Annotated in this window: 20 protein-coding genes and 2 pseudogenes; 18 read left to right on the top strand and 4 right to left on the bottom strand. The window is 38.6% G+C overall.

Annotation, left to right across the window (positions count from 1 at the left end; all coding sequences use genetic code 11):
* Positions 1–728: pseudogene (locus Q0E71_RS03580) on the top strand (ribonucleoside-diphosphate reductase, adenosylcobalamin-dependent); the annotation flags it as partial.
* Between the two features lie 430 nt (positions 729–1158).
* Here Q0E71_RS03580 and Q0E71_RS03575 read toward each other — a convergent pair.
* From Q0E71_RS03575 to Q0E71_RS03560, 4 genes are read right to left on the bottom strand one after another with little or no spacing between them, the layout of a single operon-like run.
* A complete protein-coding gene (locus Q0E71_RS03575) occupies positions 1159–1620 on the bottom strand; it encodes a MarR family winged helix-turn-helix transcriptional regulator (RefSeq protein WP_294796087.1) in 462 nt (153 codons plus the stop codon).
* A gap of 57 nt (positions 1621–1677) precedes the next feature.
* Positions 1678–2568 (bottom strand): 4Fe-4S binding protein, encoded by an 891-nt coding sequence (locus tag Q0E71_RS03570; RefSeq protein WP_294796085.1) that lies wholly within the window; start codon positions 2566–2568, stop codon positions 1678–1680.
* Positions 2569–2572: 4 nt separating this feature from the next.
* Positions 2573–2713 (bottom strand): CD1871A family CXXC motif-containing protein, encoded by a 141-nt coding sequence (locus Q0E71_RS03565; protein ID WP_249242493.1) that lies wholly within the window; start codon positions 2711–2713, stop codon positions 2573–2575.
* A 1-nt stretch (position 2714) separates the two neighbouring features.
* A complete protein-coding gene (locus Q0E71_RS03560) occupies positions 2715–3845 on the bottom strand; it encodes a TlpA disulfide reductase family protein (protein ID WP_294796080.1) in 1131 nt (376 codons plus the stop codon).
* A gap of 314 nt (positions 3846–4159) precedes the next feature.
* On the opposite strand from Q0E71_RS03560, the gene arcA reads away from it, so the two are divergent.
* From arcA to Q0E71_RS03475, 17 genes and pseudogenes are all read left to right on the top strand, one after another.
* Entirely contained in the window at positions 4160–5383 is a 1224-nt protein-coding gene (gene arcA / locus Q0E71_RS03555) for an arginine deiminase (RefSeq protein WP_294796078.1), read from the top strand.
* Positions 5384–5419: 36 nt separating this feature from the next.
* Positions 5420–6421, top strand: a complete 1002-nt coding sequence (gene argF, locus Q0E71_RS03550) for an ornithine carbamoyltransferase (protein WP_294796076.1) — start codon at positions 5420–5422, stop codon at positions 6419–6421.
* Position 6422: 1 nt separating this feature from the next.
* Entirely contained in the window at positions 6423–7325 is a 903-nt protein-coding gene (gene arcC, locus Q0E71_RS03545) for a carbamate kinase (RefSeq protein ID WP_294796074.1), read from the top strand.
* Positions 7326–7422: 97 nt separating this feature from the next.
* Positions 7423–7653 (top strand): glutaredoxin family protein, encoded by a 231-nt coding sequence (locus Q0E71_RS03540; protein ID WP_294796072.1) that lies wholly within the window; start codon positions 7423–7425, stop codon positions 7651–7653.
* Positions 7654–7874: 221 nt separating this feature from the next.
* Positions 7875–9170 carry an ATP-binding protein gene (locus Q0E71_RS03535; RefSeq protein ID WP_294796070.1) on the top strand — a complete coding sequence of 432 codons (1296 nt, stop codon included), beginning with the start codon at positions 7875–7877 and terminating at the stop codon, positions 9168–9170.
* Between the two features lie 16 nt (positions 9171–9186).
* On the top strand, positions 9187–9804 hold the full coding sequence (locus Q0E71_RS03530) for a class I SAM-dependent methyltransferase (protein WP_294796068.1): 618 nt from the start codon (positions 9187–9189) through the stop codon (positions 9802–9804).
* Between the two features lie 123 nt (positions 9805–9927).
* A complete protein-coding gene (locus tag Q0E71_RS03525; RefSeq protein ID WP_294796067.1) occupies positions 9928–10683 on the top strand; it encodes a hypothetical protein in 756 nt (251 codons plus the stop codon).
* Positions 10684–10748: 65 nt separating this feature from the next.
* Positions 10749–10976 carry a type II toxin-antitoxin system RelB/DinJ family antitoxin gene (locus Q0E71_RS03520; RefSeq protein WP_294796065.1) on the top strand — a complete coding sequence of 76 codons (228 nt, stop codon included), beginning with the start codon at positions 10749–10751 and terminating at the stop codon, positions 10974–10976.
* Between the two features lie 21 nt (positions 10977–10997).
* Positions 10998–11606, top strand: coding sequence for a hypothetical protein (locus Q0E71_RS03515; protein WP_294796063.1), 609 nt, complete (start codon positions 10998–11000; stop codon positions 11604–11606).
* A 104-nt stretch (positions 11607–11710) separates the two neighbouring features.
* A complete protein-coding gene (locus Q0E71_RS03510; RefSeq protein WP_294796061.1) occupies positions 11711–12682 on the top strand; it encodes a stalk domain-containing protein in 972 nt (323 codons plus the stop codon).
* Between the two features lie 145 nt (positions 12683–12827).
* A complete protein-coding gene (gene dnaX, locus Q0E71_RS03505) occupies positions 12828–14720 on the top strand; it encodes a DNA polymerase III subunit gamma/tau (protein ID WP_294796059.1) in 1893 nt (630 codons plus the stop codon).
* A gap of 6 nt (positions 14721–14726) precedes the next feature.
* Positions 14727–15056, top strand: a complete 330-nt coding sequence (locus Q0E71_RS03500) for a YbaB/EbfC family nucleoid-associated protein (protein WP_294796089.1) — start codon at positions 14727–14729, stop codon at positions 15054–15056.
* Complete coding sequence (gene recR, locus Q0E71_RS03495; protein ID WP_294796057.1) at positions 15056–15637, top strand: recombination mediator RecR; 582 nt, start codon at positions 15056–15058, stop codon at positions 15635–15637. Before Q0E71_RS03500 ends, recR begins: the two co-directional genes overlap by 1 nt.
* 1 nt (position 15638) lies before the next feature.
* Positions 15639–16394 (top strand): glutamate racemase, encoded by a 756-nt coding sequence (locus Q0E71_RS03490; protein ID WP_294796055.1) that lies wholly within the window; start codon positions 15639–15641, stop codon positions 16392–16394.
* A gap of 8 nt (positions 16395–16402) precedes the next feature.
* Complete coding sequence (fni, locus tag Q0E71_RS03485; protein WP_294796053.1) at positions 16403–17440, top strand: type 2 isopentenyl-diphosphate Delta-isomerase; 1038 nt, start codon at positions 16403–16405, stop codon at positions 17438–17440.
* Position 17441: 1 nt separating this feature from the next.
* Positions 17442–18887, top strand: coding sequence for a nicotinate phosphoribosyltransferase (locus Q0E71_RS03480; protein ID WP_294796051.1), 1446 nt, complete (start codon positions 17442–17444; stop codon positions 18885–18887).
* 280 nt (positions 18888–19167) lie between these two features.
* A pseudogene (locus Q0E71_RS03475) lies at positions 19168–20302 on the top strand (hypothetical protein); the annotation flags it as partial.

The following is a 20302-nucleotide window of genomic DNA, read 5'->3' as shown; positions in this document are numbered from 1 at the left end:
CTATGCTTGCGAAAAAAGACGGACCATTCCCAATGTATAGAGAAAAAGAATTCTTAGCATCAAAATTCCTTCAAAAGAACGCCGATCCAGACGTAATCGAATTAATTAAGGAACATGGTGTAAGAAACTCACAGCTACTCACTATGGCACCAACAGGCTCAATCTCAACATTACTTGGCTGCTCCAATGGCGTTGAACCGATATTCCAAATCTCATACACAAGAAAGACAGAAAGCTTAAACAACGAAGACACTTACTACAAAGTATATACAGAGATCGTTCGTCAGTACATGGACGCACACGGCATCAGAGACGAAGAGGATCTTCCAGACTTTATCGTAACAAGTAAAGACCTTGATTACAAAGACAGAATACTTGTTCAATCCGCTTGGCAAGAGTTTATCGACGCGTCAATATCATCAACATGTAACGTTCCAAACGAGTTTACAGTAGAGCAAGTCGAAGAGCTATACATGTTCGCGTGGGAAAAGGGCCTTAAGGGCGTAACTATCTATAGAGATGGCTGTCAAAGAGCCGGCATATTGATCTCGAACAATAAAAAATCTACTAAAGAAAAGATAGACGAGCTACAAGGCGAAATCGATGCACTTGCAAAGAACGCACTTGCAGAAAACCCTGATGTTTGCCCAATGTGCGGCGGCAAGATGAATCACTCAGGCGGCTGCAGAGAGTGCCAAGACTGTGGTTATAGTCCTTGCTCAATCTAATTTAATATATGTATATAGGATCTCGATTAATTTCGAGATCTTTTTATATGCAAAGATAATGGCCTTGCCACGATAATCGTTTTGCCACGATAATCTTTTTTGACACGCTGATGGTCTTGCCACGATAATCGTTTTGCCACGATAATCTTTTTTGACACGCTGATGGTCTTGCCACGACAATCATTTTTCTTATCTTATTAAAATTACTAAGCATAGCAAAATTGCTTAATAAGCAAAATCACTATGGCTAGTAAATTCACTTTCTCAATCAAAATTACTTTCTCAAACAAAATCGTTTGCTAAAACAAAATCATTTTCTCTATTAAAATCACTTTCTCTATTCAATTCACTCAATTTAGTAAAATCGCTTCTCCTACCATTCTCAATGTAAAAAAAGAGCCACGCTCTCGCATGACTCTTCAAGTAAATATTAATTTTTCTTTTCTAATTTATTCTTGCTCTCTCTAAGCAGCTCGGACAGCTTTTGCAGCTCTCTTTGTAAGTGCTCTTTCTCTTCGTCTGTGTAGTGGCCGTCGATAACGTCCTCAACGAAGCTAACTCTGTGAGCAACTACTTGATCTAAGACGTCTATGCCTTTGTCAAGCGGGTAGATGCGTATAACTCTTCTGTCGTGTTCGTCTTTGCGCCTCTCAACAAAGCCTAGCTTTTCCATCCTATCGATAAGGTCGGTTACGGTTGAAAATGCAAGGCCCATGGATCTACTTAAATCACCTATGCTGATCGGATTGTCTTTTTCTTTGACTATAAATTGAAGTGCTGAGAATTGTGGTGGTGTCACTGATATCTCTGACAAAACCTTTCTACCTTCGACTCTGACTGCAAAGTCGGCTCTTCTTAAAAACAGTTCTATATCACGAATAATTTCGTCCATCGTATCCTCCTTCAAGTGTTTACAATAGTATTATTATATTATTATATAATAAAGTAGCTACTTTGTCAAATTTTCTTTCTTCGCGCAGGATTTGCAGCATACTTGGCCGAATAGATGGTTTACTTTTATTGCATTTACTGGGCAATGTCTTACGCAGTCGTTGCATCTGATGCACTCTGGCGAATTTGGGTTCTCGTATGTCTTTATGCCAAATTTACAAACTTTTTCGCATTTTTTGCAGTGTATGCATGATGAGTCGATGGAGAAGTTATAAAAGCTTATCTTGTTAAATAGGCCGTATATAGCGCCTAAGGGGCAGATAAAGCGGCAGAAGACTCTGTATGAGAATATGCTTACTAGAACAACTACTATAAGTATAGTTAATTTTGAGAAAAATAATGTTCCTAGCATGCTTCTTAAATCTGCATTTTTAGCGATTAATGGAAGTCCTCCTTCTAGTATGCCTTGTGGGCAGATAAGTTTACAGAAGTATGGGTTACTTGATCCATAATCATCCTTTAGTAGTAGTGGCATGCCTATTACAAAGACTGCTAGCACTACGTATTTTATGTAGCTTAGGTACTTGGCGATACTTGGTTTTATCACAAGCTTCTTTGTCTTGATCTTATATAAAAGGTCTTGAATTAGTCCAAATGGGCAAAGGAAGCCGCAGATGAATCTACCTAAAAGTATTCCGAATAAGAATAAAAATCCTAGTACGTAAAAAGCTATTGCGTGAGCGGGCGAGCCGATGGATGCTTGCAAGGAGCCTATGGGGCAGGCTCCAAGCGCAGCAGGGCATGAGTAGCAGTTCAGTGTTGGTACACAGTACTTCTTCAAGTCGCCTTGATATATTTTGCCTTTTAAATAGTTTGGCAGTATTGGGTTGGATGCGAAGAAGAATAGTACTTGCGACATCCATCTTTTTGATTTTTTAACTATCTTCATAATTCTAACCTAGTCCTATGCATTCAAAGCAGATGTTGGCAGCTTTTTTAAGAACTGTCAAGTAGTCAAGTCTTTTGTAGCCTATGAACAAAAATGCTATGGCCATGGCTAAGAATACATATTGTGTGACTTTTTTCTTCTTCATCTTATTTCATTTCCTTTGGAACGAATTGTTCGCAAAGTTCTTTGAATTGTTCGTAGCTTTGTGCACCAACGATAGGTGAGCCAACGATATTGCCTTCTTTATCAAGAACGAATGTTGTTGGGTAGCCTGTTACTGCTGCTAGGAACTTGTCGTTCATCTCTTGTGTTGGGATTAGGTTTGGATAAGCGCAGCCTTTGTCCTCGATGATTCTCTTTCCTAGTGCGATGATATCGTCACGGTTTTGCTTCATAGCGTCACTCATCTTGTCATCTTCTGGAGATACGTCTGATACAACGCCTAAGAAACCGATTTTGTCTTTGTATTCTTCATAAACTTTAGCTAGGTCTGGCATTTCAGCTTTACATGGTCCACAGAATGTTCCCCAAACGTTCATGATAGTGTATTCATGTTCTGCTAGGTATTCTTTTGCAGAGAAGTCTTTGCCATAGATGTCTTTTGTATCGAAATCGAATTTTGCAGCCGCACCTGATTCGCCGTCAACGCTAAGTGGCTTAGCTACTTTGATAGATTTTTTAACATTGTCAAGGTCTTCGTATAGCTTGTCATAGATTTCTTGATCTTCGCCTGTAAGTCCCTCAGCCTTGTTCATGTATGACCAAACGTAGTTGAAGCCGTCAGTGCTTGCTAATTTTTCGTTATTGTCAAAGCCTGTTAGAGCCTTTAAGCCTTCGTCGTCCTTTGGCATCTTGTCATCAGCAATAACATTTACAGCCCAAATTTTAGAGAATTCGTTGATAACTTTGTCAAGCTCTTCTTTCTTTTTGTCTTCACTAAGTGTTTGATCCATAAGTAGTTTTGCGTATGCATCTGCTTGTTCAGTAGTTGCGAAGCTTGATTTAACGCCGCCGTAGATGTCGCCAGCGTGGTCTCTTTTTTCAAGTAGTTCGTTGTAAACGTGGATGTTTTCGAAAGGCTTGCCCCAAACTTCAGGGTTTAAAGTGTACTTAACGCCGCTTGTCTTGATGGCGATAGTGCCTTTGTCCATGTCTTCCTCAGTCGATTTGAGCTCACTTTGATCAACAACGTAATCGTTTCCTGATGACTTATTGCAGCTAAATAAGAATAAGCTTGTCATCATTAATAAAATAAATAGTTTTTTTAGATTTTTCATTTCTTTCCCTCCATAATATAAAAATGATTTCTTCGAATTACAAAATAATTATACAATATAAATTTTTTCTTTACAAGTCAATTGAGCTAAATAATATTTACAAAATAGTAACAATGGTCTTTACAAAAAATTTCTTTCTTATTATATATGTATATCAATGTGAAAAATATATTTATAGTAAAGCCCATTATCATAAACAATCTCTATATCAGTTTAGTTTAATTAAATATTGAATTGGGTAAATAGTTCTTGTAAAACGATATCCATTGTGATAAAATAAAAGCGTAAGCTAATAATAAAAAAGGAGTGATTTTATGGAAAAAGGAGTTAGAGTTTATTCAGAAATTGGTAAACTTAGAAAAGTTATCCTTCATAGACCTGGTGAAGAACTTAATAACGTATCACCTGATACTATGCAAGAACTACTTTTTGACGAAGTACCTTACTTGGATCAAGCACTTAAGGAACATGATTACTTTGCAAATCTATTAAAAGAAAATGGCTGCGAAGTTTATTATCTTGAAGACTTAGTTGCTGATGTAATTAAGGACAAAAACCTAAAAGAAAGCTTAATCGAAGAATTCTTAGACGAAGCTGATCTACACACAGCAAATGAAAGATACATCATGAAAGACATCCTTCTTCAACAAAAGTCTGAAAAGGATTTAGTTATGAAGATGATTGCTGGTACTAGAATGACTGAGCTTACTAAGAGAAGCAAAGAAACACTTGCAGACTTTGCTGACAGCGGAAGATACTTCTTAACAGTACCTATGCCAAATGCTTACTTCACAAGAGACCCATTCGCAAATATCGGTCACGGCGTTGCCATCAACAAGATGTGGTCAAACGTTAGAAGAAGAGAAACATTATTTGGTAAATACATCTACAACCATCACGAAATGTTTAAGGGCGTAGACGTACCTAGATGGTATGACAGAGAAGAAAAGTATCACACAGAAGGTGGAGACCAACTTATACTTACTAAAGACGTATTAGCAGTTGGTATCTCTCAAAGAACTGAAGCAGCAGCGCTACAAAAATTAGCTGAAAAAGTATTGCTAGCTGATGAATTCAAGACAGTTCTTGCAATTAACATCCCTCAATCACATGCTTTCATGCACCTTGACACAGTATTTACAATGATCGACAAAGACAAATTCACTATACACCCAGAAATTGAAGGACCTCTAGTAGTTTACTCAATGGTTAAAGACGGCGACAAAGTTAAGATCACTGAAGAAAAGAACTCACTAGACAAAGTTTTAGCTCACTACCTAGGCTTAGACAAAGTTGATTTAATCAGATGCGGTGGCGGACTAGGAATTGACGCTCAAAGAGAACAATGGAACGACGGTTCAAACACATTAGCAATCGCTCCAGGCGAAGTTGTTGTATATGACAGAAACGTAGTAACTAACGATTTACTTGAAAAAGAAGGAATCAAATTACACAGAATGCCATCATATGAACTTTCAAGAGGTAGAGGCGGCCCAAGATGTATGTCTATGCCACTTTACAGAGAAGATGTTAAATAAATAAATAAAATACTAAATTACGGAGGTTATTAAAGAATGGCAGTTAATTTACACGGAAGAAATTTCATTACACTAAAAGACTTTACACCAGATGAAATTCACTACCTATTAAACCTTGCTAGCGACTTAAAAGCTAAGAAGAGAGCAGGTATTAAAGGAGATTTGCTAGAAAGAAAAAATATCGTACTATTATTTGAAAAAACTAGTACAAGAACTAGATGTTCATTTGAAGTTGCTTGTATGGACGAAGGTGGCCAAGTAACATTCTTAGGCTCACAAGACTCACAAATGGGCAAGAAAGAATCAATCGAAGATACTGCTAAAGTATTAGGCAGATTCTACGATGGTATCGAATTTAGAGGATTTAAACAAGAAACAGTTGATACACTTGCTAAACACGCAGGCGTACCAGTTTGGAACGGTTTAACAGACCTTTATCACCCAACACAAATACTAGCAGACTTCATGACAGTACAAGAATACGTACCAAAGCCATTTAACGAAATCAAATTCGTTTACGTAGGCGACGCTAGAAACAACATGGGTAACTCCCTAATGATAGGCGCTGCTAAGATGGGTATGCACTTCGTTGCCCTAGCTCCAAAGGAACTATGGCCATCAAAAGACCTTGTTAAGGAAATGGAAGAAGTTTCCAAAGAAACAGGCGCAACTATCGAATTCGAAGAAGACGTTAAAAAAGCAGTTAAAGGCGCAGACGTTATCTACACAGACGTTTGGGTATCAATGGGCGAAGAAGATAAATTCGAAGAAAGAATCAAACTTCTTAAACCATATCAAGTAAATATGGACATGATCAAAGCTACAGGCAACGAACATGTTATATTCTTACACTGCCTACCAAGCTTCCACGACCTTAACACTAAGATCGGTGCAGAAATTGGTGAAAAATACGGCTTAAAAGAAATGGAAGTTACTGACGAAGTATTCAGAAGCAAGTACTCAAGAGTATTTGACGAAGCTGAAAACAGAATGCACACTATAAAGGCAGTTATCGTTGCCACTATAGGAAAACTATAGAATGAAGGTAGTAGTTGCATTAGGAGGCAACGCTCTAGGAAAAACTTGTGCAGAACAAAAAGAATTAGTTAAGAAGACAGCAAAACCAATCGTCGACTTAATCGAACAAGGTAACGACGTTACCATCGCTCATGGCAATGGCCCTCAAGTAGGCCTTATCAACAACGCATTCAAAGGCGATATGCCATTTGCAGAGTGCGGCGCAATGAGCCAAGGCTACATTGGATACCACTTACAAAATGCCATCAAGGCAGAACTAAAGAGAAGAGGCATCAAGAAAAACGTAGCTACAGTTATCACACAAGTTTTAGTAGATAAAGATGACAAAGCATTCCAAAACCCTACTAAGCCTATCGGCCTATTCTATACAAAAGAAGAAGCAGAAAAGCTTATGGCCGCAACAGGCGACACATACGTTGAAGACGCAGGTAGAGGCTACAGAAAAGTTATAGCTTCACCAAAGCCTATCGACGTAGTAGAAAAGGATCTAATCAGTCACCTTATCGAAGCAGGAGACGTTGTAATCACAGTTGGCGGCGGCGGAATCCCAGTTATCGCAGACGGCGACGGCTACGAAGGAGTAGCAGCAGTTATCGATAAAGACTTCGCTTCAGAAAAACTAGCTGAGATAGTTGATGCAGATCAATTAATCATATTAACAGCAGTAGAAAAAGTTGCCATAAACTTCGGTAAAGAAAACCAAGAAGAGCTTAGCAAAGTGACAGTAGATGAGATGAAAAAGTACTCAGAAGAAGGACACTTCGCAAAAGGATCCATGCTTCCAAAAGTTGAAGCAGCAATCATGTTTGCAGAGTCAAAACCTGGTAGAGTAAGCTTAATCACATCACTTGAAAAAGCAGGCGACGGTATCGAAGGAAAGACTGGAACTATAATTTCTAAATAGTAGAAATATATCAAGAGCAGATTAATTTCTGCTCTTTTTGTTTTAAAAAACTTAGCCATGGGTATATATCTAATGACAAAATTTAGGAGGGATATTAATGAAAGACATTACAATTTATACAAGCACTACATGTTCATTCTGCCACATGGCTAAGGACTACCTAGACGGTAAAGGATTAAAGTACACAGAAAAGAACATTTCAGAAGACAAAGACGCTAGGATGGAAATGATGAAGATGGGCTTCACAGGCGTACCAGTTATCATTATTGGCGATGAACAAATACTTGGCTTCGATAAAGCTAAGATAGATGCAGCATTAGAAGACTAAGATATTTACTAAAGTATGTACCTTTTTGGTGCATACTTTTTTTATGCCTGTGGAATGGATGGGCCACTGCGTAAATAATTGGCACGAAGAAAAAAGGTGGAAACCCACCGAAATTCTTCGTGATTATATTGACTTTAGACTTCATCTGTGCTAATATATAATTAAAGACGAAGAAAAAAGGTGGAAACACACCGAAATTCTTCGAGTTAGGAGCTGATATTATGATAATCAAAAGAGATTACTACTTAAATAAGCTTATTAAGAAGCAAAACAGTGGCAGAGTTAAAATCATAACAGGTATTAGGCGCTGCGGTAAATCATTTTTGCTCTTTAATTTGTACAAAAACTATCTCTTAGAAAATGGTGTTAAAGATGACGAGATCATTGCCATCGCTCTAGATGACATAAATAATATCAAGTACAGAAACCCTTTTAGGCTCAATGATTTTATAAAAGAAATGACTAGTGACAAGTCAAAGCACTATTACATCTTTATAGACGAAGTGCAATTCTCTGAGATGGTGGCAAATCCATATCTAGAGAGCAAGGAAAAGACAGTCAGCTTCGTCGATGTTTTGCTTGGCTTAATCAAGGAAGACAATCTTGATATTTACGTAACTGGCAGCAATTCAAAGATGCTTTCTAAGGACATTTTAACTCAATTTCGTGACAGAGCAGACGAAATACATGTAGAGCCACTTTCATTTCAAGAAATCGCTCCTTTATATGACAGTCCAAGTGCTGCCTTAGAGACTTACCTTGTATATGGCGGCATGCCTCGTATCTTTGCTTTAGAAACAGACGAAGAAAAGAGTACTTACCTTAAAAATTTATATTCACAAACATATATAAAGGATATACTTGAGAGAAATGTAATACAAAGTGCGGATGAAATTCTTGAGACCTTATTAAAATTTCTCGCTTCGTCCATAGGTTCACTCACAAATCCATATAAACTTGCCAATAGATTTGCTTCAGAAAAACATATAAATATTTCGTCGACAACCATTGCCAAGTATCTAAAATATTTTGAAGAAGCCTACATTATATCAGAAGCAGAAAGGTATGACGTCAAGGGCGGAAGATATTTTTCAACGCCGAATAAATATTATTTCTCAGATATTGGCTTAAGAAATGCACTTTTAAAATTTAGACAAATCGAGACAAATCATATTATGGAGAACATAATTTATAACGACCTCAAGAGAAGAGACTACAATGTCGATGTTGGCGTAGTTGAAACAGAAAAGCTTCTTGACGGCAAGAGGCAAAAAGTTCAGCTAGAGGTTGATTTTGTTGTTAATAAAGGCAGCAAGCGTTATTATATACAGTCCGCGCTTAACGTTGACAGCGAGGCAAAGAGAGAGCAAGAGACTAATTCATTAAAAAAGATAGATGATTCTTTTAAGAAGATAGTTGTTCTTAAAGATAATATAGTGCCAAGACGCGATGAAAGCGGAATTTTGTATCTAGGCTTAGAAGATTTTTTACTAGATGATAAGGCGATAGATTTATAATTACTAAGGAGGAAATATGCTAGATAAATTTGGTTTTGATTTATGGGCGGAGGATTACGACAAAACTGTTGAAATCTCTGAGAGTGAAGATACATATCCCTTCGCTGGATATAAGGACGTTCTTGCCTACATCTACGACGCCGTAAGAAAAATGAAGGCAAAGAAAGTTCTTGACATAGGTTTTGGCACGGCGATACTCTCGAAAAAACTTTATGACGATGGCATTGAGATACATGGCCAAGATTTTTCAAAGAATATGCTTGATATAGCGAAGAAAAAAATGCCTAGGGCAAAATTATATGAAGGCGACTTCGCAAAAGCCATAGACAAGAATATCTTAAATGAAAAATACGATGCGATACTCGCGACATATTCAATTCATCACATAATTGATGCTGAGAAAAATGATTTTTTAATGTCTTTACTTAGTTTATTAAACGATGGCGGCAAAATTTTCATTGGCGATGTTAGCTTTTTAGACAAAGCTTCATTAAAGGCTTGTAAGGAAGAGTCAAAAGACTATTGGGATGACGACGAGCACTACATTGTTTATGAGAGTATCAAAAAAGACTTCCCAAAGGCAATTTTCGAAAAAATAAGTTTTTGCTCAGGCGTTTTGATTTTAGAAAAATAGTTTTTATATTTGGTCCATTGCAGTGCTATGGGCCCTTTTATTTCTTACAAAATAGTTACAATAATTGAAAATCCATGCGCGGCGTGCTTTATTGTGCTATACTATAGACAAGGAAGTGATACTATGAAAAAGTTTTTACTTATATTAATGACACTCACAATGGTACTAAGTGCCTTTGCGTGTCAAAAGCCAAATGAGGCGCCAAATGATAAAAGCGAAGCAAACGAAAAAAGCGAAGCAAACGAGACAAACGAAACAAATGAAGCAAACAAAATCGACGAGCTTGATCATACTTATGAAGGACCTTTATTATCAGCTGTTATGGTGGACGGGAAATTATATAAAGATACTGGCTTTCTAAATAATTTAGTCACTTGCGGCACCATGGACGGCAAGATTGAAAAAGTCGTTCCTACAAATGAGTTTCCAAAGAATGACGGAGAGTCAAACTTTGATAAGTGCGAGTACCAATACGCTGATGAGGGCTTCTTAACTATTTATTATGAAGGAAAATATCTATTGTTCTCGACAGACGACAATTGGAGCGAGACTAAAAAGTACGTCGCAAATTTCACAGGAATTGTAGAGGAGGTTGCTTGTGACGAGACTACAAAGGACGCTACTATGCTTAGAATAAAAGATATTGACGTGCCAGAAGAGTTTAAATATATCTTCGGTGAAAATACCGAATATCCAAATCCATTCTTAGTAAAGCTTGATTTTGTAGTTGTCCAAAAAGATGGAGAGCCTATTGACCCTAAGAAAATTGTGGGCAAAAAAGTCACAGTCTACTTCGACGGCACAGCTCACAACACAGAGCTAACATCAAGCGCATTAATTACAATCGATACAGCATATGAGGTAGAAGTTTTAGAGTAAGAAATATGATTTACACTTGAATTTCATGTGTAATAGATGTATAATATACATGAGGAAGTGATTATATGTCAAAAAGTAATTTAACAATATCAATGGATAAGAACGATAAAGAAAAATTTTTGAACTTAGTTGATGAACTAGGTTTAAATGTGTCAACAGCTATAAACATGTTTGTAAAGCAATCAATTAGAGAGAATGCTTTGCCACTAAATTTAAAGCTAAATAACACAGAAAAGATAAGTGAAGACATTATGAATGAGTATGATGAAGCCTTTAGGAAGCTTTCAAAGTGATATACGTAAGTGTAGACTAAGATGGCCAGTATAAAAAACATTTTTAAGGAGCAATTGAGTGACAGGGTTATACGAAGAAATTTACTGCTAAGCCTGATATATACAGTAATCACTGGACTTATCTATCTAATAACTAAGCTTACTGGACTAATTTTTTCAGTGAATCTAGTGTTTATACACATAACATTTCCAGGGCTTTGCTTCGGGCTTACCTTGTTAGCTGCAATATGGATAATTTACGCTCTATCACTCATTATGAATACAAATAAAAAACTATTTGTGAAAGTAATAATTGCGTTATTAATCGCTATAGTAGTTTTATTCACATCATCTGTAGGCCTTTTTATTGGTTTTGGCGCCAATGAATACTACGAATTTACTTCGGACGATGGCAAAAATACAGCCGTTATAAGCGAATATAACTTTTTATTTAGCACGACGCTTGATATGTATAAAAGAGAGAACATATTTTTCCTTCGCAAGATTAAGGACGATTTCTACACAAACGATCAAGGTTATGTAATGGCCAGTGATGCTTGTGAAACAGAGTGGGACGGAGCCGTGTTTAAGATTGAAATTCATCAAAGGTATGGACCATATAATTACAAATACAATTTAAATAACTATTAAGGGCTTTCACATGAGAGCCCTTTTCTCTTGCAAAATATTTTCTAAGTGATATAATATATTTATGAGCTATATACTTTATTATCATGGTAAAACAAGGAGGAAAAATGAAGAAGAAAATTTCATTATTATTAGTAGTTCTTATGCTAGTGACATTTATGCCTATGTCAATGGCTGCGAGTGAAGAAAAAGCTATTGAAAGCACTCAAAACTTTACAGTTAACGGCGAGGCAGTTGATATAAGAGCTTATATTATAAAAGGAAAAAATTATTTAAAGCTTCGTGATGCAGCTGCTGCGCTTAGAGGAACAAAGGCACAATTCTATGTTGACTACGACAACGACAAGCATCTTGTTAGTATCGAAACGAATAAGCCTTATGAAGATTTATCAAATATCAAGACTTATTCATCTCAAAAAGAGCTTTGGGCGACTATGAGAAATATGGACGTCCTTATCGATGGCAAAGAGAAAAAACTTAAATCTGCCTTCATTATCGAAACAAATTTCATCGAGCTAAGGGACTTAGCTAAGCTAATGGGTTTTGACGTCAGCTATAACGCAAAGACAAAAACTGTAGCAATTACATCAGATAAAGTTAAAATGCCTTGCTTACTTGACTTTGAGCTAGAAGACTTCGATGGCAATAAACGTAATATTGCCGATATACTAGCTGAGCACGAATACACTTTAGTCAACGTTTGGTCGACTGAGTACGCACAATGCAAAAAAGAACTGCCCGATTTAACAAAGCTTGCAAACGATTATAATGACAAAGCTGGCTTCCTTGGCGTTATTCAAAATATTGAGCCTCTTACTAGCACATCAAGTGATTTTGACAAGAAGACTAGAGAAGAAAATATAGCTAAAGCAAAGAGCTTATTAGAAAAAGCAGACGCTAAATATCAAAATCTATGTCCTAGTCAAGCGGCTGAGAAGTATTTTAATTTTAAAATCAAAGCCTTTCCAACAGTTTTCATCTTTGACAGCGAAGGCAATATACTTGAAACCTTCATTGGCGTTGGCGCTTATGGCTTCTATGAAAAATATGAAAGAGCATTGAAGAAATATATAAAATAAGATTATTAAGGGCTTTCACACGAGAGCCCTTTTTCATGCCTCATCCATAATTATGGACTAGCCACTTCGTAAAGACGACTCACGTCTTTATTTTTTTTTATTTTTGTGATATAATATCTATAATTGTATTTATAGGAGGGACGAGATGAGCGAAGCTTTATATAGAAGATTTAGACCAAAGACTTTTAACGAGATCATCGGTCAAGATCACATCACAACCATACTTAAAAACCAAATACTACTAAGTAGACTATCTCACGCCTACCTATTCACCGGCACGCGCGGAACAGGTAAGACATCTCTTGCAAAGGTTTTTGCGAGGGCAATCAACTGCCTTAATCCAAACGAGGCCGAGCCTTGTAATGAGTGCGAGAACTGTCTTGAGGCGATGAGCGGCAAGGCCGTCGACATCATAGAGCTAGACGCTGCGTCAAACAACTCAGTCGACAATATCCGCGAGCTTCGTGACAAGGCGATCTATCTACCAACTAAGCTAAAATACAAGGTCTACATCATAGACGAGGTTCACATGCTATCGAAGGGTGCCTTCAATGCGCTTCTTAAAATACTTGAGGAGCCGCCAAAGCATCTGATATTCATACTTGCGACGACAGAGCCAGAGAGGATACCTAAGACTATCATCTCACGTGTTCAGCGCTTCGATTTTAAGCGCATAGACGAGGATCTCATCGCAAAAAATTTAATGCATGTTCTTGATACTATTGGCAAAAAATATGAGGACGAGGCCATTCAAATCGTTGCCCGTGCAGGCGCTGGCTCGATGAGAGACGCTTTATCCATGCTTGAGAGCACCATCAGCTACTCAGACACCCTTACTAAGGAGAGCGTCCTCAAAGCCTTGGGACTGCTCGATGAGAGCTACTCTACTAGCATAGCTGAGGCGATATTCACACGCAATCTAGAAAAGTATTACGCCAATTTAGACAAGCTCTTCCTTGATGGCAAGGACGAAGCGATGATCATAGATGGCATAATTAAGGCACTTAGAGAGATTTTATACGATAAAGTTAATAAGCTCGGCAAATACAATTTCACCTTTGACATCAAGCTCATGGACATCATAAACGCGATCGACATCTACATGGATTACCTTGAGAGGATGAAGTTTGTCAAGGAAAAGCGCATTTTCGTTGAGATGGCGGGCCTTAAGGTCATGAGCCTTGACAGCGATGTGATGAAGATGAACTTCGATAGGAGCGTCACAGTTAGTGATTTAGCGCAGCCTGCGATTGACCATGATAATGGCAATGGCAGAGCCACTTCGTCAAAAACAGTTCAAGATAATCAAGATGACTCTTTTGACGACTTAGCAAGCATAGAGATGGGCATGGTGGACTACGAAGATGAAGGCTTTTACTTCACAGAAATGGAAGAGGAAGTAAAAAAGCCAAAGGAAGCAAAAAAAGAAAAGGAAGCAAAAATAGATGACAAGGCAAAATCACTTGACGAAGCAAAAATAGATGACAAAGCGAAATCATTTGACGAAGCAAAATCACTAGATGAAGCAAAAAATATAAACGAGGCAAAGCCATTTGACGAAGTAAAAGTAAATGACGAAGCAAAAGCGCTTGATGAGCAAAATTCACAAGGCATAGCAGAGCCCCAAGAAAGTGACTCTGACAGCGAGAGTGGCAAGACCATTATCCCCGCTGAAAAAGAGAAAGACATTGATCTAGATGAAGACGAAGAACCCGAAGAGGACTTCGAAAAGAACAAGGCGCTTTACGAAAACTTCTTGAAAGATGATGACATGAGAGTACTTAAGTCCATATTCACGGATTTTGAATATTCAAAAACTGTTTCTGGTGTACTAGTACTTAAAAAGTCTCGCGACATAGCTCTTGACACTAGTGTAGCCCTTGTCAATATGAACAAGGACGCCATATTAAAGACTATTAACAAATATTTTAATGATATAATCGATATCAAAATTGAAAGCTCCGACCAAGAGAAAAAGACTCTCAAACTCAGAGAGGACCTTAAAGAGTTCTTGGGCGGCAAGCTTATAATTAAGTAGGAGGTAATTATGAAAAGAGGATTCCCACAAATGGGCGGCAACATGAATAACATGATGAAGCAGCTTAAAAAAGCACAAGAAAATATGCAAAAGAAGCAAGAAGAGATCGAAGCTACTATATTAGAAGTAGATAAGGGCATGGTGAAGGTCGAAATCACTGGTAAAAAAGAGATTAAGTCCATCACCATAGATCCAGAAGTTGTTGATCCAGACGACGTTGAAATGCTTGAAGACTTAATCATGGTCGCAGTAAATGAGGCTATAGCTAAGGCTGACGACCTTATGAACTCTGAGATGGGCAAATTAACTGGCGGCCTAGGTATTCCAGGACTATAATGGATAGGCTAGATAAGCTAGTTAGCAATTTAGAGTCTTTTCCGCAATTTGGCTCGAAGTCTTCGATAAAGTTCGCTTATTACCTTTTGAATAATAGGGACAAGGCCATGAGCCTAGCGAGGGACATCGAGGAGACTCTTGAAAATATTCACAGATGCAAGATTTGCTGTAACTACAGCGAAGCTGACATCTGCGGCATCTGCTCTGACGAGGACAGAGACCACTCGACTATATTAGTAGTAGAAAAGGAAGAGAATGTTATGCGCCTTGACAAAGAGGGCGGCTACAACGGTCTTTATCACGTTTTAGGCGGCACCATCAACATGCTTGAGGGCATAGGACCTGACGAGATAAACATGGCAGAGCTATTCCAAAGGCTTGACGGCAGCGTGAAGGAAGTCATCGTTGCGACTGATCCAGACGTTCAAGGCACTGCGACAGCGAACTACATCAAGGAGAACATCCCTGACAAGAGCGTCAAAGTGACTAGGATAGGTACCGGCGTGCCGATGGGCGCCGACCTAAGCTACTACGATGCAGAAACTATCAGAAAGGCGATCGACCATCGTGTCGACATGTAATATGAAGAAATTAGCAGTTATTGATTCAGGCATAGGGGGCTTATCCGTTGTTCGTGAGCTCCTTAAGCTTAATAATGAGATCGAAATAAATTACTTCGGGGACAATATCAGGGTACCTTATGGCAATATGAGTCGTGACGAGATCCTTTCTTGTATGGAGCATATTTTGGACTTCTTATACGAAAAGGGCGTTACCGACTGCCTTGTCGCTTGTAATACCATGAGTAGCGCGATACTTAATACCGGCTACACACACAAGATTAAGCTCTATAATATAGTTACGCCAACTATTGACGAGGTCAATAGACTTGCGCTTGATAAGGCGGCGATACTTGCGACGAAGTTCACCATCGCTTCGAAAGAGTATTACAATAGGCTCAAGGCCATTGGCACAGATGATTTACTAGAGATGGCGAGCGCATCGCTTGCGGCACTTATCGAGGACTTCGACGAGAATAGGGACATCATCGAAGAAGAGCTCCTTGACTACAAGAGGCAAATTGATGACGGCGGCTACAAGACGCTTATCTTGGGCTGCACTCACTACGAGTTCATCGATGCCATCTTCAAAGAGCTGATGCCCGAAGTTGATTTTATCATGCCTGCGAAGCTCCTTGCCCATAGCTTTGACGCGAGTGGACTTAAAGCTGGGGACTTCAACATATACACGACTAAGGGCAAAGACACCTATATCCATAGTCTAAGGACTCTTGATATAGATAAAAAACTTAATATAGAAGATTATATAGAAATCTAGGAGGAACTATGAAAAAGATTGATTACAAAGAAAGGATCAAGGACCTGCACATCACAAACTTCCTAAGAGTGGAAGATGGCGGGACTGACACGCTTCTTTCAGATGTCTTCATCGATAACAACTCTCTTCCTGAGCTTTCCATAGACGAGGTACGACTTGAAAAGAAATTCTTCAACAGAAACTTTTCTCGTCCTTTTTACATAAACGCGATGACTGGCGGCACCGAAAAGGCGCTTAGGATCAACGAGATCCTTGCTAGGCTCGCACGTGACTTTAATATACCTATGATGCTTGGAAGCGAGAAGATTGCTGTTGTGGACAAGAAGTTCCCTGAAACATTCACCATTGCACGTGAGGTCAACAAAGACGGCTACCTTATAGCCAATGTCGGTGCTACAGCGAATTTGGATGTGATGAAGAAGGCAGTTGATTTAATCGATGCCAACGCCATCTGCATACATCTAAATGCGTTTCAAGAGCTCATCAATGGCGAGGGTGACAGGGATTTCACTAGCTACATGAAAAACATCGAGGCGGCACTTAAGTATTTTAAGCTGCCCGTCATAGTGAAAGAATGCGGTTTCGGCATGAATCAAAGGAATATCGAGGATCTCGCCAAGCTCGGTGTCAAGTACATCGACATATCAGGCGCAGGCGGCACAAACTTTGCTAGGATCGAGTCCATGGCAAACGCTGCCGAAGATTTCTCGGATATATTTGACTTTGGCACGCCAACAGCACTCTCTATACTATATGCGAGAGAGCTCAAGAAGAAGTACAAATTCACTTTAATCGCCTCAGGCGGTATAAGGACTGCGATGGACGCCTTCAAAGCCTACGTTATAGGCGCCGACGTCGTTGCACTCGGTGGCGAGCTATTAAAATACGTCTACCACGGCTCATACGAGGCGAGCGCGGACTATATCAACAGCTTTTCAGATAAGCTCAGAAAGCTCATGCTCATCACATCTTCACGCAATACAGGCGAGCTAAAGCATGTGAAATACAAATTAGAGGGCAGATTAAAAGATCTTTGGGAGGATTAAGATGGATAAAGATAATAAAAGCATAAACCTATCGATGCTTGCGGACTACTACGAGTTCACCATGGCCAACGGCTACATTGCCAATGGCGTTGCGGATACAGAGGCAGTCTTCGATATGTTCTTTAGAAAAGTCCCTGACAATGGTGGCTTCGCCATCGCCGCAGGACTTGAGCAAGTCATCGAATATATAGAAAATCTAAATTTTACAGAAGATGATATAGATTATTTTAAGAGCAAAAAAATATTTTCAGAAGAATTTTTGGACTTCTTAAGAAATTTCAAATTCACCTGCGATGTATGGGCCGTAGAAGAGGGAACACCAGTCTTTCCAAAGGAACCCATCATTGTGGTCAAGGGACCAGTTAAAGAAGCGCAAATCATGGAGACAATGATACTTCTTACGATAAACTACCAATCCTTGATAGCGACAAAGGCAAGCAGGATCGTTAGAGTCGCTAAGGGCAGAGCCATCTCAGAATTTGGCTCGAGACGCGCCCAAGCGAGCGAAGCGGCGATACTTGGCGCAAGAGCAGCCTACATCGGCGGCGCGAAAGCCACAGCAAACACTATCACAGACAAGTTCTTCGGCGTTCCAGCCACAGGCACCATGGCTCACTCATGGGTACAAATGTTCGATACAGAGCTAGAAGCCTTTAGAGCCTACGCGAAAGTTTATCCAGACTCCTGCGTTTTACTCGTTGACACATACAATACACTCGAAGAAGGCATACCAAACGCGATAAAAGTTTTTGACGAGCTTCGGGCAAATGGTCATGAAGGCGTCGGTATCAGGATAGACTCAGGCGACCTTGCTTATCTATCGAAAAAAGCAAGAAAGATGCTCGACGAAGCAGGTTACCCAGACGTTAAGATCATGGTCTCAAACTCACTAGATGAGTACGTGATCAAGGACCTACTTGGTCAAGGCGCCCAAATCGATGGCTTTGGTGTTGGCGAAAGACTAATCACTTCAAGAAGCGAACCAGTTTTTGGCGGCGTATACAAATTAGTATCCACATTCAAAGACGGAAAAGAGATATACAAGATCAAAATCAGTGGCGACGTCGAAAAAATCACCACACCCGGCTTTAAAAAGCTATATAGATTATATGACAACGAAACAGGAAAGGCACTTGCCGACCTCGTTACAACACATGATGAAGAGATCGACTTCACAAAAGATATCGAGATCTTCCATCCATTGTACACATGGAAGAAGAAAACACTTACAAACTATACAGCCAAGCCACTACTAAAGAAAATCTTCGACAAAGGCAAATTAGTATATAATAAGAAGACAATCGACGAAGTGCAAAAGTATTCACTAGAAGAAGTCGATAAGCTTTGGGATGAAGTGAAGAGACTCGAAAATCCACACGAGTACTACGTCGACCTAAGCAAAAAGCTTTGGACAATCAAAAACGATATGCTTAATAAAAAACATTAAAGCGATAGCTCTTTGAGATAAACTCAGAGAGCTTTTTTATGCTTCACGCTGTGACTATGGCAATGGCATTGCCATTACTATAATCATGGCGCTGCCATTACTATAAACATAATCAGAAAATTGTATATATTTTGTAAATAATTTCGAACTCCGAAAATGTTATAATTATTTCGCAATCGCAAGTAATATATAAGGCGGCGCTAGGCCTTAGATTTATGGGCGCTTATGCATTATTTAATACACAAGCCGACAAATTAAGGCTTAAGAGAGGAGTTTTAAAATGAACAAATTAAAAAGAATTATTTCACTAGCATTTATCATTGCCTTTGCACTATCACAATTCGAGTATATCAAGGCAGAGAGCGTTGAAGCCGACATGACAGATGCGAAAAACGCTGAAACAGTTGTCGCTTCAGAAGAAGCAGTAAAAGAAGAAGTAACAGCAGAAGTAAAAGAAGAAACAGTTTCTAGCTGCAAAACACATGACGAAGCGGTAAAAGAGCTTGAAGAAGCATTCGATAAAAAGCTTGATAGCATCAATACCAAGAATAAAGACTACATGCTTAGAATAAGTAAAGTCAAAGACATAAAAGAAAACCAAGACCCAAATAAGTATGTGGCACACTATCAATTGTCATTTACAATACTAGATAAAGATAAGAGTTTTGAAGATATAGACATGAAGAGCGTAGCAGGAGCTATAGGCGACTTACTTTTAGATAAAAAAGTAGATAAGATGAGAATAAACGAGGAAAAAGATATTGATCTAGTAAATACACTTACAGGAACACCAGAAGCAGATTATAAGAACGCCATCAGCGAGATGATCATCGAAGGCATTAAAAGATCACTTAAGCTAAATGAAAATACAAAACTAGCTGACATGCATACAAAAGAGTCAGGCATAAGAATCAGCAAAGGCGCATGTGACGATAAAGAAGCCTTCATCTGGCTAAGAATACCATTTAGAAACGCCATAGTTAACGAGATAAAAGATAAAATCGAAGCAAAAGACATCACAGTTAATAAGAACGACAATGTTAATTGGAAAGACGGCGTTAAAATCAAAGACGCATACAAAAATGAACAAGGCTACCAAGGACATATAGATGAAGCTACAGTTACAGACGAGTCAAATAGAGATACAAAGACAGCTGGCGAAAAAACTGGCAAGATCAAATTAAAATTCACAGACGATACAGAATTAACACTAGACAATCAAAAGCTAATAGTGAAAGAAGACAAAAAAGCAGAAGAAAACAACAAAGATAATACAAAGCCAGAAGATAAAGAAAAAGATAATAGTAAAGAGAATAATAAAGATAAGAAAAAACCAGAGATGAAGGAAAAAGAAGAAATTCCAGAGAAAAAAGATAAGGAAAATAATAAATATAAGAGAAACGATAGAGATGATA

The sequence above is a fragment of the uncultured Fenollaria sp. genome (genome assembly GCF_934202865.1).
Taxonomy (GTDB): domain Bacteria; phylum Bacillota; class Clostridia; order Tissierellales; family Peptoniphilaceae; genus Fenollaria.
Note: the sequence above shows the minus strand (reverse complement) of the source record. Positions and strands in the feature narration are given on the sequence as shown.